This is a genomic window from Cupriavidus sp. SHE (genome assembly GCF_000812445.1).
GTDB lineage: Bacteria > Pseudomonadota > Gammaproteobacteria > Burkholderiales > Burkholderiaceae > Cupriavidus > Cupriavidus metallidurans.
In genome coordinates this window covers 1-17,297 of the sequence record NZ_JWMB01000030.1, presented here as the reverse complement: position 1 = coordinate 17,297, position 17,297 = coordinate 1, and the positions used below count along the sequence as shown (strand labels likewise).

At 63.8% G+C, this 17,297-nt stretch carries 16 protein-coding genes; 7 read left to right on the top strand and 9 right to left on the bottom strand.

Annotated features, from left to right (window positions below; all coding sequences use genetic code 11):
* Positions 1-46: 46 nt before the first annotated feature.
* Positions 47-955, bottom strand: a complete 909-nt coding sequence (locus RN01_RS16185) for a spermidine synthase (protein WP_024569921.1) — start codon at positions 953-955, stop codon at positions 47-49.
* A gap of 29 nt (positions 956-984) precedes the next feature.
* Positions 985-1,746, bottom strand: a complete 762-nt coding sequence (locus RN01_RS16180; RefSeq protein WP_024569922.1) for a tetratricopeptide repeat protein — start codon at positions 1,744-1,746, stop codon at positions 985-987.
* A 155-nt stretch (positions 1,747-1,901) separates the two neighbouring features.
* Here RN01_RS16180 and RN01_RS16175 point away from each other — a divergent pair, with 155 nt between their 5' ends.
* Positions 1,902-2,384 (top strand): hypothetical protein, encoded by a 483-nt coding sequence (locus RN01_RS16175; protein ID WP_008648070.1) that lies wholly within the window; start codon positions 1,902-1,904, stop codon positions 2,382-2,384.
* Positions 2,385-2,458: 74 nt separating this feature from the next.
* Here RN01_RS16175 and RN01_RS16170 read toward each other — a convergent pair whose 3' ends face one another.
* Complete coding sequence (locus RN01_RS16170; RefSeq protein ID WP_024569923.1) at positions 2,459-4,288, bottom strand: 3'-5' exonuclease; 1,830 nt, start codon at positions 4,286-4,288, stop codon at positions 2,459-2,461.
* A 188-nt stretch (positions 4,289-4,476) separates the two neighbouring features.
* Here RN01_RS16170 and RN01_RS16165 point away from each other — a divergent pair, with 188 nt between their 5' ends.
* On the top strand, positions 4,477-4,833 hold the full coding sequence (locus RN01_RS16165) for a helix-turn-helix transcriptional regulator (protein WP_008648072.1): 357 nt from the start codon (positions 4,477-4,479) through the stop codon (positions 4,831-4,833).
* A complete protein-coding gene (locus RN01_RS16160; RefSeq protein ID WP_024569924.1) occupies positions 4,830-5,912 on the top strand; it encodes an SRPBCC domain-containing protein in 1,083 nt (360 codons plus the stop codon). Before RN01_RS16165 ends, RN01_RS16160 begins: the two co-directional genes overlap by 4 nt.
* A 61-nt stretch (positions 5,913-5,973) precedes the next feature.
* Here RN01_RS16160 and RN01_RS16155 read toward each other — a convergent pair whose 3' ends face one another.
* The 6 genes from RN01_RS16155 to RN01_RS16130 all read right to left on the bottom strand — a co-directional run bounded on the left by RN01_RS16155 (position 5,974) and on the right by RN01_RS16130 (position 14,326).
* Positions 5,974-7,326 carry a cytochrome c gene (locus tag RN01_RS16155; RefSeq protein WP_029700223.1) on the bottom strand — a complete coding sequence of 451 codons (1,353 nt, stop codon included), beginning with the start codon at positions 7,324-7,326 and terminating at the stop codon, positions 5,974-5,976.
* A gap of 10 nt (positions 7,327-7,336) precedes the next feature.
* On the bottom strand, positions 7,337-9,112 hold the full coding sequence (locus RN01_RS16150; RefSeq protein WP_017513135.1) for a GMC family oxidoreductase: 1,776 nt from the start codon (positions 9,110-9,112) through the stop codon (positions 7,337-7,339).
* 2 nt (positions 9,113-9,114) lie between these two features.
* Positions 9,115-9,846, bottom strand: coding sequence for a gluconate 2-dehydrogenase subunit 3 family protein (locus RN01_RS16145; protein ID WP_017513136.1), 732 nt, complete (start codon positions 9,844-9,846; stop codon positions 9,115-9,117).
* 310 nt (positions 9,847-10,156) lie between these two features.
* Positions 10,157-10,651: a DNA-deoxyinosine glycosylase gene (locus RN01_RS16140; RefSeq protein WP_017513137.1), complete on the bottom strand. Its 495-nt coding sequence runs from the start codon at positions 10,649-10,651 to the stop codon at positions 10,157-10,159.
* A 125-nt stretch (positions 10,652-10,776) separates the two neighbouring features.
* Positions 10,777-12,678, bottom strand: coding sequence for a molecular chaperone HtpG (htpG, locus tag RN01_RS16135; RefSeq protein ID WP_017513138.1), 1,902 nt, complete (start codon positions 12,676-12,678; stop codon positions 10,777-10,779).
* A gap of 100 nt (positions 12,679-12,778) precedes the next feature.
* Positions 12,779-14,326, bottom strand: a complete 1,548-nt coding sequence (locus RN01_RS16130) for a PLP-dependent aminotransferase family protein (RefSeq protein ID WP_024569926.1) — start codon at positions 14,324-14,326, stop codon at positions 12,779-12,781.
* An 84-nt stretch (positions 14,327-14,410) separates the two neighbouring features.
* Between RN01_RS16130 and RN01_RS16125 the strand changes: the two genes are divergently transcribed.
* From RN01_RS16125 to RN01_RS16110, 4 genes are all read left to right on the top strand, one after another.
* Positions 14,411-15,088 (top strand): VOC family protein, encoded by a 678-nt coding sequence (locus tag RN01_RS16125; RefSeq protein WP_008648089.1) that lies wholly within the window; start codon positions 14,411-14,413, stop codon positions 15,086-15,088.
* 27 nt (positions 15,089-15,115) lie between these two features.
* Entirely contained in the window at positions 15,116-15,832 is a 717-nt protein-coding gene (locus tag RN01_RS16120; RefSeq protein ID WP_017515443.1) for an alanyl-tRNA editing protein, read from the top strand.
* Positions 15,833-15,854: 22 nt separating this feature from the next.
* Positions 15,855-16,484, top strand: coding sequence for a LysE family translocator (locus RN01_RS16115; protein WP_011517086.1), 630 nt, complete (start codon positions 15,855-15,857; stop codon positions 16,482-16,484).
* A 5-nt stretch (positions 16,485-16,489) separates the two neighbouring features.
* The coding region (locus RN01_RS16110) for a DMT family transporter (protein WP_039016691.1) at positions 16,490-17,297 on the top strand (808 nt) is incomplete at its 3' end.

The following is a 17,297-nucleotide window of genomic DNA, read 5'->3' as shown; positions in this document are numbered from 1 at the left end:
GACTCCCCTCTCCCACCCGGTGGGAGAGGGGAGAAAGAGCGCGACTTCAGATCACCAGCCGCTCTTCCTGCCGCGCATTCGCCGCGCGCAGCTTCTTCACCCAGTCCTTCGCCGGCAGCTTCGTGGTGGACTCCACCACTTCCGCCCTCGCCTCCAGCGTTTCCCAAGACACGTCGATCGCCGGCCCGTTGAATGCCAGCGCGATGACGTTGCCGTCATGCACCTCGGGGAACACCAGCACGCGATTGTCGAACGCGTCGCAGATACGCACGATGTTCTTCGGGAAACTCTCGTGGTCTCCGAACAGGTTGATCGTCATCACGCCAGGCGCCTTGAGCACGCGACGGCAGGCACGATAGAACGCCGTGGTGTCGAGGACCGGGCCACGCGCGGTGGCGTCGTACAGGTCGACCTGCAACGCGTCGATCGACGCTGTCTGCGCGCCATCCATCACGAAGTCCCATGCATCCTGCTCGCGCACGGACAGGCGCGCATCGTCCTCGCGCAGGCCGAACATGCTGCGGCCGGCCACGATCACGGCGGGATTCAGCTCGACCGCCGTTACCTTCGCACGCGCGAATTGACGATGGCAGAACTTGGTCAGCGCGGCGGCGCCCAGGCCCAGTTGCGCCACGTGGAAATCTGCAGCCGACGGCGACAGGAACAGCAGCCAGGCCATCATCTGCTGGGCGTACTCGAGTTCGATGGCATCGGGCTTGCGCAGGCGCATCGCGCCCTGCACCCACTCGGTGCCGAAATGGAGATAGCGCACGCCATCCATTTCCGAGAACGTCACTGGCGCGAAGCGCGGCGTCATGCGCTTCTCGCCGGCATTGTCGACATCGCCGGCGTCGCCGGCGTCGCCGGACAGCTTCCTGCGCGAGGTTTCACGTTCGCCGCGCGCGGGGCGGCGTGAGGCCACGGCCTCGATAGATTTGCGTTTCAAAAGCGTCATGGAGGAATACAACGCGCTCAAGGCGCGGATCATTGGCCCAGCGCGACCTGCGCGCGCTGGAGCCATTCGCGATTGTGCTCGCGGGCGTGACGCGGCCAGTGGCGCGCGTCGTGAACAATTTCCGAGTACAGCGACTTGGCGCGCTCGCGGTCGGCTGCATCACCCTGGCGGGAAAGCCAGTCGGCATACAGACAGCGCGGCGCGGCATCACTTGCGCAGGTCAGCGAGCGCTCGAAGGCATCGCGCGTGGCGGGCGCATCGAGCGCGGACAGCGCACGCGCGTAAAGCAATGCGGGTTCGGCCTGGTCGCGAGCCTGCGGATGCGCGGCAAACAGCTTCTCAAGCGTGGCCTGCGCATCGGCATGGCGGCCCGTGGCAACCTGGGCGCGCGCCAGCCCCTCAAGCAATGCCGGATCGGACGCAAACGGGCCATTGGCTGCGGCCTGATAGTGCTCGAGCGCCTCGGCCGCATTGCCCACTTCCAGCAAGGCAGCGCCCAGGCGCATGCGGTGATCGACAGTCGGCGCCCGGTCGAATGCCTCGCGCGCTTCGCGCACGGCCCGGTTTGGATCGACGATCTGCTTGATCGCCCGCGACGCCGCCCGCGCCCCGCGCGAGTCGCGCAGGCTCGGCAAGTAAACGGCGAAGAAATAGACGATGCTGCCCAGGCCGGGGAACAGGAATAGCAGCAGCAACCAGTACATGTTCTGGTGGGTGCGAACGGCGTGCACGGCGAAGAAAATCCCCACGATCACGTGCAGGCCGATGCCGCCGATACCGAGATTGGACATATCAAATCAATCCTGAAGAAGAACGACCAGAAGAATGCATGGCCGCGATTGTGACAGATGCCGAAGGAAGCCAGTAGGACAGCGGCGATGGCACTAAAGTTTTGCCAGCGCCGGCCGATCAACGGATAGGCTCTCTTCCGATCGGAAACCAGAACATGACATCCATCACCAGCGTTACACCGCAAGTCTTCACCGCCAGTGGCGCCGCAGTCACCACTTCGGCGTCGCAGGACGGCACGGACAGCACGGGCAAGGCCAGCGCACAGGATTCCAGCGCGTCGGCAAACGGCCGGGTAAACGGCGCCGCATTCAGCGGCAAGGCTGGCGGCGCCGGCGGCGCTGCGGGTGCCGGCGGCACGGACAGCTCCAGCAGCAGCGACACCGAATCGGCGGTCATCAAGGCGATCAAGCAGCAGATCGAAACGCTTCAGAAACTGCTGGCCACCCAGATGCAGCAGCTCCAGGCCGCGCAGAACGCCAAGACCGACGAAAGGACCAAGGCGAGCACGGTCGCGACCCTGCAGGGCGCCGTGTCCTCCACCAACGCCGCGCTGTCGCAGGCGTACGCCAAGCTGGCCGAGGCCATGCAGCAAGAGAGTGGCTCGAGCACCGGCGGTGTGGTCAATACGACGGCCTGAGGGGTTCTTGCGCTTTGGAAGGTTAGTTCAGCCGGCTGGACCGTTAAGGGCCAGCCAGGCCATCTCCGCCCGCGTCAAGAAAGTGCATTAAGCGCATCACGCAGCCTACTGGAGAACTGGGAGTCCGATCCGTGTGTCATCACAAGCTGTCGGGTTGCCCGGGTCATAGCCACGTAGAGCAGGCGAGCCTCTTCCTCCGTCGATTCGTTCTTCTTGTGAGGCGCTCCGATAGCGGGGATGCAAACCAATGGAAACTCGAGCCCCTTGCTGCTGTGCATGGTCACCACCTTCACGCTATCCGCACTGGGCACGAAGCGCTTGGTCAGTTGCGGACACTCGAAAGGAATGCCCTCGCGCCTTAGTGTGTCGGTAATTTGTGCCATGACATCCCGATGCCGATAGAGCACGGCCATCTCTGACCAACGCGTGCCGGACCGATGCTCGTCCAGCAGAACTTCGGCAATGCGTGTGGCCTCCGCACTCAACGTCGGCAGTTCGACCAGCAAAGGTCGCGGGCCCTTTCGTCCCGCCGCCACCGGGTGGACGGTAGGCGCCTCGTCCTCATCCGCCACCCGTTCCACCAGCAGGTCATCAGCCAGCGCACGCGCGACCGCCAGGATCTCTCGCGTATTCCGGTAATTCAACTTCAGAACGGTGGTTCGGCCTTGTGCCTTGATGCCGACACTGGCGAAACTGAACTTCCGCTTCTTGCTTCCACCGTAGATGGATTGCGCGTCATCGTAGAGAACCAGCAGGGCATTGCTATCAGGATTGACCATCTGCACGACCAGCTTGAACCACTCAGGCTGGAAATCATGGCCTTCGTCGATCAGCACTGCGTCATATTGGCCTGACGGTATTGCCTTTCGCTCAACACCCCGCACAACACGCTCGACCATCTCATTGAACAGCACTTCATTCGACAAGCCCTTGGGACGGTCGATGCTGTAGGCATCGAGTTGGCGCCCGCACCAGGCATGGAAGTTCAGGACATGCACCTTATCTGCAATTCCCTTTTCTCCCATGGTCGCGGCAAGCACTGACGCGAGTGTCTTGTTGAAGCAGAGCACCAGGATGGGCTTCGCTGACGTACGCGCAAGGTACTCGGCGCGATAGCCCAGGATCATGGTCTTGCCCGACCCCGCCACGCCGTGAATCACGCGATGCCCGTCACCAAGGCTACGTGCCAGTTGCTCCTGTTGCAGGTCCATGACGCGCAGGATGTCGGGGATGTCCTCGGCTCCCGCAGCGGCATCCGCAAATAGTGATCGCTGCTCCGGCATACGGATCTCAGGGAACAGGTGCCAGCGCACGCGATCGATCTGCGGCAGTGAGAGCTTGTGGGTGAACTTGATCGGAAACATCTCCCAAAGGCGCTTTTGAAACGCTTCGGGATCCACACTCTCGAACATCTCATCCTGGCAGATGACCAGGTGAGCCGGCAGTACCTCTCCAAGGTCCCCCTTTTCGAAAGCCGCACGGGAGATATTGGTCAGCACCACTCCATGACCATAGGGAAAGAACACCTTGCCCTTGAGCGACCCAGTTGGCCAGACGAGCTGCGGATCCCGTTGCAACAGGTCGGTCACATGGAACATGTACTGACGCGCCTGCACCAGGGGATTCGTGTCAGCCACGAGTCCGCGGTTGGTCATCAGCAACACATCCTGCTTGTCGATCTGGCGAATGGTGTCGAGGTTCCAGTCCTTGACCTCCAGTACCAGCAACCCGCGGCTCGGATGAAATACGACGAAATCCGGATGGCGGCTTTTCTCGCCGATCGGAACGTCGTACCAGCACAGGTAGTCGTCCTCGAGCTTCGCCTCGAGTCTTTGCGCGAACCGTCTCTCCCCCGAAGTCATGCGAGACGAGACAGAGCCCATTGCAGGAATCAACGTCGCCATGTTCCTTCTTCCCTTCCTTCAAGAATCGCCGCCGTACACATCGCCTCGGCAGCTTGCTGGCGGTGTTAGCGCGGCATCATTTTTGCATTAATTGTAATCCCGACGTCGCGCATCACCCACCCGATGGCCATCCCACCGCAGTTGTAACAGCTCTTGATCTTCATTTAACCAATGAGTTAAATGAGCGCATGCCCAATTCCGACGACCCGCTCTCCTCGGTTTTCGCCGCCCTGGCCGACCCCACCCGTCGCGCGATTCTTGCGCGGCTGGCGGAAGGTGAAGCCCCTGTGAGCGAACTCGCCCGTCCGTTCGACATGTCGGCGCCGGCCATCTCCAAGCACCTGCGTGTGCTGGCCGATGCCGGGCTGATCGAGCGGGAAGTCAACGCGCGTTGGCGCATCTGTCACTTGCGCCCCGGTGCGCTTCGCGACGCGCATGGCTGGCTGGAAACGTATCGGCGGCATTGGGAGGACAACCTCGACAGGCTCGTCGCCTTTGTCGAGCAGGCGCATACCGTCACCGATGACAAGGGGTTCAAGTCATGACCGAAGCAGCTACGTTTCATCTGGAGATGACCCGCCAGATTCGCGCGCCGCGCGAACGGGTCTTCGATGCGTTCACGGACCAGGCGGCGCTCGCGGCCTGGCATTGCCCGCGCGGCATGCGCGTGCTGGAAGCCAGCGCCGATGCACGGGTCGGCGGGCGCTATCGGCTTGTGATGGGTGGCCGTGACGGGTCGCAGCACATGGTCGGCGGCGAGTACCAGAAGATCGACCGCGCCAATTTCCTGGCCTACACCTGGCAGTGGGAAGGTGGCGAGTTGCCCGAAGGCACCCGCACGCTGATCGAGGTGACCCTGACTGACAAGGACGGCGGCACGCTCCTGCACATGCGTCACACCGGCTTCCCGGACACCGCCACACGCGATGCGCACACCAGCGGCTGGCAATCGGTATTCAACCGCCTGAGCGACTATGTGGATGCCGAAGGCAGCGCGGGTACCGTCACCGTCTATGGCGATGGCCGCAGCACCTATGTCCGCACCGTGCGCATGGCGCTTGCCGAGAAAGGCATTGCGTACAAGCTCGACCCTCTGACGCCGCGGGACCCCGAGTTGCTGAAGCACAACCCGTTCGGCCGCATTCCGGCCTTCACCGACGGTCCGCTGGAGTTCTTCGAGACACGCGCCATCCTGAGCTATATCGAGGAAGCATTCGATGGCCCAAGCCTGATCTCGCAGGCCGGCCCCACGGCCCGCGCACGCTGCGAGCAATGGATCAGCCTCATCAACTGCCACGCGTATGACGCCATGGTGCGCCGCTACGTGCTGCAGTACGTCTTCCCGAGTGGCGAGAACGGCCAGCCTGACCGCAAGACGATCGACGCCGCCCTGCCCGACATCGCCAAACAGCTCGATGCGCTCGAGCACGCCTACGGCGGTCGCGATTTCCTCGCGGGCAACACGCTGACGATGGCCGATCTGTTCTTCGCCCCGATCGTGGAGTACCTGGGACGCTTTCCGGAAAGCGCCGCGATGCTGGAATCGCGCCCGAACATCCGGCGCGCTCACACGGCGATGCGGGCGCGGCCCAGCTACGCGGCCACACAGCCGAACTTCGGCTAACCAGAGCCCCAACAGCGGGTAGCGGGTAGCGGGAGACGCTGGCCTCCCGCTGTCCCGTTCGTCAGTTGTTCTCAGGCCGTTTCGGCTGAGACGCTGCGCCAACTGACTTGCGCACCTTCGCCACCTGGTCCGCGCTGACCGGCGGTGCCTGGTTCCCCCAACTCGTCCGCACGAACGTCAGCACATCGGCGATATCCCGATCCGTCAGCCGCTTGGCGAATCCGGGCATCCCGTAGTGCGTCGGGCCGGTCTTCGTCCATGGCATCTCGCCACCCATCAGGACAATGTGGATCAGCGACGTCGGATCGTTGCTGTTCACGGTTGAACTGAGCGCGATCCTCGGGAACGTACTCTCATAGCCACTGCCACTCGTGCGATGACATGCTGCGCAGTTGTCGACAAAAGTCAGCGCGCCGTTGCTGCGATCCGTTCCGGCACGCAGCTTGTCCGTCGCACTGGCGTTCGCCGTCAACACGGCCGCACTGGGATTCAGTGGCGCCAGCGTCTTCAGGTATGCCGCAATCGCCGTCAGGTCAGCATCGTTCACGTGCTGCATGCTGTTCTCGACCACTTCCGACATGCCGCCAAATGCCGCCGAATGCTTGGTGCGCCCGCTCTTCAGAAACGCGAAGATCTCGTCCTGCGTCCACGTGCCGAGACCATCCTTCTGGTCGCCGCGTAGGTTCTTCGCCAGGAAGCTATCGATCACGCCCCCTGAGAGATAGGTCTTGCCGTCATCGCTCAGCGCCTTCTCCTGCAATCCCCAACCGCGAGGCGTGTGACAGGCGCCGCAGTGCGCGAGCCCCTCCACCAGATAGCGGCCCCGCGCCACCGAGTCATTGGATACCGGTAGGTCGTCGGTGGCCACCTCCGGGGCGAAAGCCATGCGCCAGAAACGCAGTGGCCAACGCATCGACAGTGGCCACGGAATATCAGTCGCTTTGTTGGCCCGCTCGATCGGCTGCACACCATGCATGAAGTACGCGTATAGCGCTTGCATGTCGGACGGCTTGACCTTCGCATACGAGGCATAGGGCATGGCCGGGTACAGCGTGGAGCCGTCCCTGGCGATGCCGTGGCGCACAGCGCGATCGAAATCGTCGTAGCTGTACTTGCCGATGCCGGAGGTCTTGTCCGGCGTGATATTGGTCGAATAGATCCGGCCAATCGGCGATTCGATGCCGAGACCGCCTGCGAACGGCTTGCCGTTCTTCGCCGTGTGACACGCGGCGCAGTCGGCCACCGTCGCGAGATAGCGGCCTCGCTCGACCAATTGCGCATCGACGCCCGACACTTGCGCGGCAGTCGCCGAATCACCCTGCCGGTCATCGGCGAACGCGCCGATGGTCCACGCCGACGCCGCCAGCAGCGCCGACACCGCCACGACCATTGTTGCTTTCTTGCTTGCTTTCATGGCCATCACCTCAAGCCTGAACCAGCGGCGCCGGGTGCTTCAAGTACTGCTCGCGGATAGCCTTCGCGGAGTGATAGGCAAGCGCGGCTACCAGACCGGTCGGGTTGTAGCCCATGTTCTGCGGGAACGCCGAGGCGCCCATGACGAACACGTTGTGTACATCCCAGCTCTGCAGATACTTGTTGACCACGCTGGTCTCGGGCGACGATCCCATCACGGCACCGCCTGTCGTGTGCGTGGACTGATAGACGCGCGTGTCGTAGTGCTGGCCCTTCTTACGGATGGCCTTGTAGTACGCCTCGGGCTTCATCGCCTTGGCCACCTCTTCCATGCGGGTGCCCATGTAATCCAGCATGGCGTACTCGTTGTCGTGCCAGTCGAAGGTCATGCGCATCAGCGGCAGGCCATTGGCGTCGCGGTACGTCGGATCGAGATCGAGGTACGCATCGCGATACGGCATGACCGAGCCCGAAATGCCGATCGTCATATAGCGCTGGTACGCATCGACCACACCCGCCTTCCATTTGCTGCCCCATGCTGGCGTGCCGGGGACAGTCGGCGTCTGCTTGATGGGCCGGCCGCCATAACGTATATGGCGAATGCTCGCCCCGCCGAGAAAGCCGAGCGGACCATGATCGAACTGGTCGCCATTCAGGTCATCCAGCCCTACCCCGCCGGCACCCGTCCCGATGAACGGATTGAGCAGCGTTCCCTTGGGCAGCATCACGTTGACCGCGCCGTTCATCTGATACGCGTAGTTGCGGCCAACGACACCCTTGCCGGTTTTCGGGTCATACGGCGTGCCGATGCCGGAGAGCAACAGCAGACGCACGTTGTGCAACTGGTACGCCGCGACGATCACGAGATCGGCGGGTTGCTCGACCTCTCGCCCCTGGGCGTCGATGTACAGCACGCCGGTCGCGCGCTTCTTGTCGGAATCGAGCAGGATCCTGGTGACTTGCGCCTTCGTGCGCAATTCGAAGTTGGGTTTCTTCAGCAGGACCGGCAGGATCGTCGTCTGCGGTGACGCCTTCGAATACATGTAGCAGCCGAAGTCCTCGCAGAAGCCACAGAAATTGCACGGCCCAAGACGCACGCCGTAGGGGTTCGTGTAGGGCTCGGACGTATTCGCCGCCGGTGCCGGGTACGGGTGGAAGCCCGCCTCGCGCGCGGCTTTCTCGAACAGTTGCGCGCCGAGCGAATTCTTCAGCGCCGGGGTCGGGTACTCGCTCGACCGGTGGCCTTCGAGCGGATTGCCGCCCGGCTGGATCTTGCCATTCAGGTTGCCGGCCGTGCCCGACGTGCCGAACACTTTCTCTGCGAAGTCGAAGTGTGGCTCGAGTTCGTCGTACGTGACACCGAAGTCCTGCACCTGCATCCCTTCTGGAATGAACTTCTTGCCATAGCGATCCACGTAACGGCTGCGCAACTGCAGTTCTTCCGGCAGGACACGATAGTGCATGCCGTTCCAGTGAAAGCCCGCGCCGCCCACGCCATTGCCAAGCAGGAACGAGCCGTTCTGCCGATACGGCACCGCCAGGTCGTCCACGCCATGACGGATCGTGACCGTCTCCCGGGAGAGATCCTGAAACAACTCTCCGCGCACGACGTACTTCAGTTCGTCGACGACTTTCGGATACTCGGCATCGGTCGGTGTATCGCGCATCGCGCCACGTTCGAGCGCCACGACATCGAGCCCCGCTTCGGTCAGCTCCTGGGCGAGAATCGCGCCAGTCCAGCCGAAGCCGATCACCACGCAATCGACCTTGTCCTTCTTGATCGCCATGCTTATCCCCTCCGTCCGTCGATCGACACCGGACCATAGGGATACTTCACCCCTGGCTGATCGATCCAGTCCGCGAAATCCGCCCGTGCGCCGGGGAAGCCGACCATCTTCCAGCCCACCATGCCCTTGTTGCCGCCGTAGATCGGATCGGCAAAGAAGCCCTCTTTCGTGTTGTTCAGCAGATAGGAGAAGAACGTCCTGGCCGGTACCGCATCGAACGAGAGCTTGGCGTGTTCCATCTGGCCAAGCACGCTTTCCTGGTCTTCCTTGGAGAGATCGGCAAATGCCTTGCCGCCATACTGCTTCTTGCAGTACTCGTCGCAAGCCTTCGCGCCGAGACGATATATGTCGCGCGGTGCGAGATTCATCTGGAAGCCAAGCTCTGCGGGCACATCGGGATGAAATGGCCCCTGCATGTACCAAAGCTTGCCGTGCCCGTAGGGCGTGTCCATCTGCCGGTCGATATATTCCGGAACGCCCGCTTTAAGCGCACCGGGCCCCATTTCATCCTCGGGAATCAGCCGATCGACCGCCGCCTGTACGAATTTCCATTCGTCGGCGGTGAAGTAGTTGGGCTTGTAGGGCCCGACATTGCCGGCATTTGCAGATTGCGGTCCGGGAGACTCCGAGCACGCGGATTGTGATATCGCGGCACCTGTCGCAACGGATGCAGCGGGCACGACTGCCAGCATCTGCCGAAAAAATCGGCGACGCGGTTCTTGTTCCTGGGACATGGTCGTCTTCTCGTGTGGGGTACTTCGTGATGCTTTGGGGAAAAAAACGAAACACGTGGTGGAGCCTTGCACCATTAAAGAAACGGCCGCGCCTGGGCGAGCGCAGCCGAATCGTTGACTGATCAAGTTAATATCATAGTCAATGATTCGGCCGAGGATTCTGAATATTTCCAGTAGGCGAATTGATTTTTTTGAGTTGGGTGCCCGATTTGCGTTGCATCAAATCGAGGTCTCGCCTACGTACGAGCGCGTGTGCCAACCATGCGCCGGAGATGCGCACGGCCGTACGACAGAATTCAGCGTCGACGGATCAGTCGAGCCAGTCGCGCAGGCTCTCCCAGGCCTTGCGTTTTTCCGCATAGGCCAGCGTGTAAGCCGGGCTGCTCGATGGCAATCGCAGGATCGCATGGCGATCGCCATGGTCCGCAAGCGTCTTCTCGCCGATCTTCGCGGCGGTGCCGCCATTGAATGCGATAGCCCTGAGCGTCGGCAGCGTCGCGATCAGGCCGATCAGATCGTTGCCCTGATGGTCGCGGATGCTGCTATCGAGGCTGCCCTCGCGCCGTGCCTCGGCCACAACGTCCCACAGGCCGACGCGATGGTCGAGCAGTGTCTGCAATCTAGCTTCGTACTCGAGGCCAACCAGATCGACGCCGAGCACATCGCTCATCAAATGCCAGAAACGATTCTGCTTGTGCGCGTAATAGCGTGACTGCGCGAGAGAGACTTCGCCCGGCAGGCTGCCGAGCACAAGCACGCGAGTGTGAATGTCGACGACCGGAGGAAAGCAGCGCTTGGTGGTCATCGGGAAGAGGTACTGGAAGCTGGAAAGTCCTGCTCTCCCCCGCGATACCCTTTCCCATGCACGGGAAGAAAGGTCGGGTGAGAGGGCAGGCGTTTCATACGACGATACCGAAACGACGATACCGATCAGGCCAGCAGTCGATTCACCCGCTGCACATAGGCAGCCGGATCGTCGAGCATGCCGCCCTCGGCCAGCAACGCCTGGTCGAACAGCACGCGCACACGGTCACCGAAGGCTTCGCCATCCGGCAGATCGCGCAGCTTCTTCACCAGCGCGTGTTCCGGATTCAGCTCCAGGATCGGCTGGGCATCGGGCGCCTTCTGGCCGGCCTGCTTCAGCAGACGCTGCAGATAGCCGCTCATATCGCCATCGTCGGACACCAGGCACGATGCCGAATCCGTCAGGCGCAGCGTCACGCGCACGTCCTTGGCCTTGCCTTCGAGCACGGACTTCGCGCGGTCGACCACTTCCTTCCAGTCGGCGCTGGCCTTCTCCTGTTCGGCCTTCTCGGCTTCGTCGGCTAGTGCGCCCAGGTCCAGGTCGCCACGGGCCACCGACACCAGTTGCTTGCCGTCGAACTCGTGCAGGTAAGACAGCAACCATTCGTCAACGCGGTCGGTCAGCAGCACCACTTCGATGCCCTTCTTGCGGAACACCTCGAGGTGCGGGCTCGACTTCGCCGCCACCCAGGTATCGGCCGTGACGTAGTAGATCTTGTCCTGACCTTCCTTCATGCGGCCCACGTAGTCGACCAGCGAGACCGACTGTTCAGCCGTGTCGCCATGCGTGGTAGCGAAGCGCAGCAGCTTTGCGATGCGCTCGCCGTTGCCATGGTCTTCGCCAACGCCTTCCTTGAGCACCTGACCGAACTGTTCCCAGAAGGTCTTGTACTTGGCGCGTTCGGCTTCGTCTTCGCTATCGGCCATTGCTTCCAGCATCGACAGCACGCGCTTGGCGCAGCCCTCGCGGATCGCCTTCACATCGCGGCTCTCCTGCAGCAGTTCACGCGACACGTTCAGCGGCAGGTCCGCCGAATCGACCACGCCCTTGACCCAGCGCAGGTACGCTGGCAAGAGCTGGTCCGCGTCATCCATGATGAACACGCGCTTCACGTACAGCTTCAGGCCGGCCTTGTGATTGCGGTCCCACAGGTCGAACGGCGCGCGCGCCGGGATGTACAGCAGCTGCGTGTACTCGCTGCGGCCTTCCACGCGATTGTGCGTCCAGGCCAACGGCGCCTCGTGATCGTGCGCGATATGCTGATAGAACGCCTGGTACTGCTCGTCCGTGATATCCGACTTATTGCGGGTCCAGAGCGCGCTGGCCTGGTTCACGCTCTCCCACTCGCCGGTGACCTTCTGCTGCTGCGCCTCGGCATCCCATTCCTCCTTGGGCATCCGGATCGGCAGCGAAATGTGGTCCGAGTACTTGCGAATGATGTTCTGCAGGCGGTACGACGACAGGAAGTCGTCTTCACCCTCACGCATATGCAGCGTGATCGTGGTGCCGCGCTCGGCGCGGTTGATCGCATCGATGCTGAACTCGCCGTCGCCGGCGCTTTCCCAGCGCACGGCCTCGTCGGCGGCAACACCCGCGCGACGCGTTTCCACGGTGACCTTGTCGGCCACGATGAATGCCGAGTAGAAGCCCACGCCAAACTGGCCGATCAGCGCGGCGTCTTTCTGCTGGTCGCCGGAAAGCTGCTGGAAGAACTCCTTGGTGCCCGACCGCGCGATGGTGCCGAGATTGCGGATCGCCTCGTCACGGCTCATGCCGATGCCGTTGTCGGTGATCTTCAGCGTGCGGGCGGCGGGATCGGCTTCGATCCGGATTGCCAGGTCGGCATCGTTCTCGAGCAGCGCGGGATTCGCGATCGCCTCGAAGCGCAGCTTGTCGGTGGCGTCGGAAGCATTCGATACCAGCTCGCGCAGGAAGATCTCCTTGTTGCTGTACAGCGAGTGGATCATCAGGTGCAGTAGCTGCTTCACTTCCGCCTGGAAGCTCATCGTTTCGTGCGGTGCGGTCATGGTTCTCCTCTTGAAAACGAAAACGGGCGCGTATTTGCCCTGGTCCGTGGGTCCGGACCGGGATCGATGCGTGTGGAAATAGGGATCGGCAGCCGGTTTTTCAAGCCCCGGCGTTGGCGGGCAGGCCAGACAGCCCCGATAAGCCGGACAAGCGGTCCATCTGGCCGGCCAGGAACCGGAGCATGCCCGGATCGCTGCTACTGGCCACGTTGAAGCGCGTCCATGTGGACGGCATCTGCGATGGCGAAAACAGGCTGCCCGGCGCGAACAGATAACCTTCCTCGTGCCCGGCCGTGGCGATCACGTTGGTGTCCACGCCGGTATCGGCCCACAGGTAGATGCCGGCGTGATTGCCCGGGAAGATGCGCAAACCCAGCCGCTCGAGCTGCTCGCGCGTCTCGTCGCGCGCCCGGTCCAGCCGGCCGCGCACGCGCTCCACGTGCTTGCGGTAGTGCCCCTCCGTCAGCACCTTGTAGACCACGCGTTCGTTGACTTCGGGCGAGGCCATGCCAGTCACGAGCTTGCTGTCGGTCAAGGTCACGGCCAGGTCCGGACTGGCGGCGATAAAGCCCACGCGCAGGTTGGCGGCCAGCGTCTTGGAGAAGCTGCCCAGGTAGATCACGCGCTTGAGCTGATCCAGGCTGGCCAGCCGCGTGGCGGCGTGGCCCGGAGGGCAGAGATCGCTGTAGATGTCATCCTCGACGATCGTGAAATCGTACTGTTCGGCCAGTTGCAGCAGCCGGAAAGCGCGGGCGGCGGACAGCGACGTCCCGGTCGGGTTGTGCAGCACAGAGTTGACCACCAGCAGCTTCGGCCGGTGGGCCTGGACGATCCGCTCCAGCGCCTCCACGTCGGGGCCCTCCACGGTATAGGGCACACCGATCACGTTGGCGCCCTGCGTGGCGAAGCGGGCGAACATCACGAACCAGGCCGGGTCGCCTACCACCACCGTGTCGCCCGGCTGCAGGAACTGGCGCGCGATCAGGTCGAACGCCTGCGTGATGCCGGAAGTCATCACGATCTGGTCCGGCGTGACGCCGATCTCCAGTTCTTCAAGCCGCGTGCGCAGTTGCTGCCGCAGTGGCAGAAAACCCTGCGGCGTGCCGCTGACCAGGAAATGGCTGCCGGGCTGACGGCCCAAGCTGCGCAGCGCGCCCGACACGAGTTCCCCGTCCAGCCATTCGTTGGGCAGGAAGCCCCAGCCGGGCGCCTTATGGCTCTCGGCCGAATGGAACATGCTGCGCAGCAGCCAGGTGACATCGACGTTGCGGATCGCGGGCGTGGCCGGTGGCGCCACGGTGGACGCGAGCGGCGTGCGCTCACGGACGTAGAAGCCCGAGCCGCGGCGCGATTCGAGATAGCCCAGCGCCACCAGCCGCTCGTAGGCCTCCACCACGGTAAAACGCGAAATGCTCTTCTCGGTCGCCAACTGACGGATCGACGGCATCCGCATTCCGGCCCGGAACACCCGTTCGTCGATACGCAGCCGCGCCCACTCGGTCAACTGCTCCACCAGCGTCATCTGGGCCGACGGAATCGGGTCCGGAAGCTGCTCAAGCCCCGTCGCCGGCATCACGAGCCGCAACGGCCGTGTGCCGCCTGCGGCACTGCCAGGATCCCCCCGGCTATCCTTCTGGCTACCTTCCATGTGGCGCTCCCGCAACTGTACTGAAGACGATCTGCTCAACTGTATCGGTACTGTACCGACGAGCTTGACTAACATCAACCGACCATGACACTTGCCATCGACCATCTCGTGATTGCCGCGCCCGACCTGGACTCAGGCGCCGAGTATGTGGCCAGCGCGCTCGGCGTCGCTCCACAAGGCGGCGGCACGCACCCACGCATGGGCACGCACAACCGCGTGATGGGCCTCTATGGTGGCCTGTACCTCGAAGTCATCGCGATCGATCCGTCGGCGGCGGCACCTGATCGGCCACGCTGGTTCGGCCTGGATGGCGACCTGATGCGCCAGCGGCTGCGCGATGGCCCGTTTCTGGCGCACTGGGCGGCCCGCGTCGAGCGTCCGGCCGATCTGTCGCGCTGGCAGGCGCAGTACCCGGACCGTATCGCCCCGGTCATTCCCATGACGCGCGGCGACCTGCGCTGGCGCCTGACCGTGCCTGACGACGGCAGCCTGCCCGCCTGGACCGGCGAGGCGGCGAATGCGGGCGATGGCCTGTTTCCCACACTGATCCAGTGGGACGTGGCAAACCATCCGGCAGTCAGCCTGCCGGGCCATGACCTGGCGTTGCGCCGACTGCACGGCCAGCATCCGCACGCGGAACTGTTGCGCCAAGGATTGGCGTGGATCGGCGCCACGGACCTGATCGAGATCGAACAAGGCGACGGCCCGCCTCTGCTGGCCGCCGACATCGAAACCCCAGCGGGCATCAAGACCCTGCGATAAACGACACACACCAAAGGAGCTCCCCCGATGCCCGCCACCACACAAAAGCGCTTCGACGACGACGCCTACCTGGACCACTGCCAGGCCACGGTGCTGGCCGTCAGCGAAGCCGGCATCGAACTCGACCAGACCGTCTGCTACGCGCGTAGCGGCGGACAAGCGGGCGACACCGGCACCCTGACCACCGCCGACGGCCGCATCGTCACACTGGCCGATACCGTCTACGCGGACGACCGCCAGCGCATCCTGCACGTCCCCGCCCCCGACGCCCCGGCGCTGCAGGCCGGCGACCGTGTCGAAGTGAAGATCGACTGGGCCCGCCGTCACCGGCTGATGCGCCTGCATACGTGCCTGCATCTGCTCGGGTCGCTGATCCCGGTGCCGGTGACGGGCTGCGGCATCTCGCCTGACTCCGCGCGCATCGACTTCGACCTGCCCGAATCGACGCTCGACAAGGCCGTGCTGACCGAACAGCTCAACGCGCTGATCAACGCGAAGACGCCGGTCACCATCGACCGCATCACGCCCGAAGAACTGGCCGCCCAGCCCGACCTCGTGCGCACGATCGGCGCGGCGCCGCCGGCCGGCACATCAACGATCCGCATCATCGAGATTCCCGGCGTGGACCGTCAGCCCTGCGGCGGCACGCACGTGGCCAACACGGGCGAGATCGGCGCGGTGACCGTGACCAAGATCGAGAAGAAAAGCCGCACGAACCGCCGTGTGGTCGTGAACTTCGCATAACAGCACCCCCGAAACACAGAATATGGAAGCCTGGCTCACGGGGCTCTCGACAGCCCAGTTCCTTGCATTGGTCACGCTGCTCGCGGTGGGCGCCTTCACGCCCGGCCCGAACACGACGATCGCCGCCGTCACCGGCGCCAACTTTGGCCTGCGCGCCACGCTCCCGCATTGCGTCGGGGTGTCGTTCGGCTTCGCCAGCATCGTCGCGCTGTGCACCACCGGGGTCGGCGCGCTGATCCTGGCCAGCCCGATGCTGGCCACCGTGATTCACGTGGTGGGCGTGCTCTATCTGCTGTGGCTGGCGTATCGCATCGCGCGCAGCACGTCGTTGGCGGAAAAGACCGTGCTCAAGCCGATGAATGTCTGGCAATCGGCGGCACTGCAGTACGCCAACATCAAGGCATGGATGCTGGCGCTGGCGGTGGCCGCCTCGTACATGGCGGGCGCCCCCTCGCCGGGGCAGCGCGTGGTGCTGGTCAGCGCGATATTCGCGCTGTTCGGTTTCTTCAGCAATGGCGCCTATGGCGTGCTTGGCGCGTCGCTGCGGCGCTGGCTGATGGAAGGCAATCGCGTGCGCTGGTTCAACGGCGCGATGGGCCTGGCACTGGCGCTGACCGCCATCTGGATCGCCGTCGCAGGACAACCGCACTGAGCATCATGAAGGATCCGAATCACTCCCCTCACTCCGGCGGCATGCTGCTGGGCTTTATCGGCGTGGCGATCTTCAGCCAGACGCTGCCTTTCACGCGCATGGCCGTGGCCGAGCTGGATGCGACGTTCGTCGCGCTCGGGCGCGCCGTGATCGCCGCCGCGCTGGCGCTCGCACTGCTGACAATGCGCGGCGCCCTGGCATCAGGCCGGCGACCGCGCGGTGGCCAATGGCTCCGGCTGGCCGTGACCGCGCTGGGCGTGGTGGTCGGTTTCCCCGTGTTTTCGTCGCTGGCCATGCGCGAAGTACCGTCCGGGCATGGCGCGATCGTGATCGGCCTGCTGCCGCTGGCCACCGCGGTGTTCGCCGCATGGTTCGGCAATGAACGGCCGTCGCTGGGTTTCTGGCTGTCTGCCTTGGCTGGCAGCGCGCTCGTGGTGGCCTTCGCCCTGTGGCAAGGCGCGGGTGGGCTGCAACATGCCGACTGGTACCTGTTCCTGGCGGTGGTGCTCGGCGCGCTCGGTTATGCCGAAGGCGGCAAGCTCTCACGCGAACTGGGCGGGCTGGAGACGATCAGCTGGGCGCTGGTGGTCTCGCTGCCCGTGCTGGCGCCCGTGGTGGCCTGGCTGGGGCTGGAACATGCCGCATCCATCGCCGCCGCGTCGCCCCGCGCGTGGCTGGGCATGGCCTATGTGTCGGTGTTCTCGATGTTCATCGGCTTCCTGTTCTGGTACGCCGGACTCGCAAAAGGCGGCGTGGCGCGCGTAGGCCAGATACAATTGCTCCAGCCGTTCCTCACGCTGGCGGGCGGGGCGC

Excerpts from the sequence above, each read along its gene's own strand:
- RN01_RS16130 (WP_024569926.1), bottom strand. The coding sequence starts at position 14,326 with ATGGAAGGTAGCCAGAAGGATAGCCGGGGGGATCCTGGCAGTGCCGCA.
- RN01_RS16160 (WP_024569924.1), top strand. The coding sequence starts at position 4,830 with ATGACCGAAGCAGCTACGTTTCATCTGGAGATGACCCGCCAGATTCGC.
- RN01_RS16115 (WP_011517086.1), top strand. The coding sequence starts at position 15,855 with ATGGAAGCCTGGCTCACGGGGCTCTCGACAGCCCAGTTCCTTGCATTG.
- RN01_RS16185 (WP_024569921.1), bottom strand. The coding sequence starts at position 955 with ATGACGCTTTTGAAACGCAAATCTATCGAGGCCGTGGCCTCACGCCGC.
- RN01_RS16120 (WP_017515443.1), top strand. The coding sequence starts at position 15,116 with ATGCCCGCCACCACACAAAAGCGCTTCGACGACGACGCCTACCTGGAC.
- RN01_RS16170 (WP_024569923.1), bottom strand. The coding sequence starts at position 4,288 with ATGGCGACGTTGATTCCTGCAATGGGCTCTGTCTCGTCTCGCATGACT.
- htpG (WP_017513138.1), bottom strand. The coding sequence starts at position 12,678 with ATGACCGCACCGCACGAAACGATGAGCTTCCAGGCGGAAGTGAAGCAG.
- RN01_RS16150 (WP_017513135.1), bottom strand. The coding sequence starts at position 9,112 with ATGGCGATCAAGAAGGACAAGGTCGATTGCGTGGTGATCGGCTTCGGC.
- RN01_RS16145 (WP_017513136.1), bottom strand. The coding sequence starts at position 9,846 with ATGTCCCAGGAACAAGAACCGCGTCGCCGATTTTTTCGGCAGATGCTG.
- RN01_RS16155 (WP_029700223.1), bottom strand. The coding sequence starts at position 7,326 with ATGAAAGCAAGCAAGAAAGCAACAATGGTCGTGGCGGTGTCGGCGCTG.
- RN01_RS16140 (WP_017513137.1), bottom strand. The coding sequence starts at position 10,651 with ATGACCACCAAGCGCTGCTTTCCTCCGGTCGTCGACATTCACACTCGC.
- RN01_RS16165 (WP_008648072.1), top strand. The coding sequence starts at position 4,477 with ATGCCCAATTCCGACGACCCGCTCTCCTCGGTTTTCGCCGCCCTGGCC.
- RN01_RS16175 (WP_008648070.1), top strand. The coding sequence starts at position 1,902 with ATGACATCCATCACCAGCGTTACACCGCAAGTCTTCACCGCCAGTGGC.
- RN01_RS16125 (WP_008648089.1), top strand. The coding sequence starts at position 14,411 with ATGACACTTGCCATCGACCATCTCGTGATTGCCGCGCCCGACCTGGAC.
- RN01_RS16180 (WP_024569922.1), bottom strand. The coding sequence starts at position 1,746 with ATGTCCAATCTCGGTATCGGCGGCATCGGCCTGCACGTGATCGTGGGG.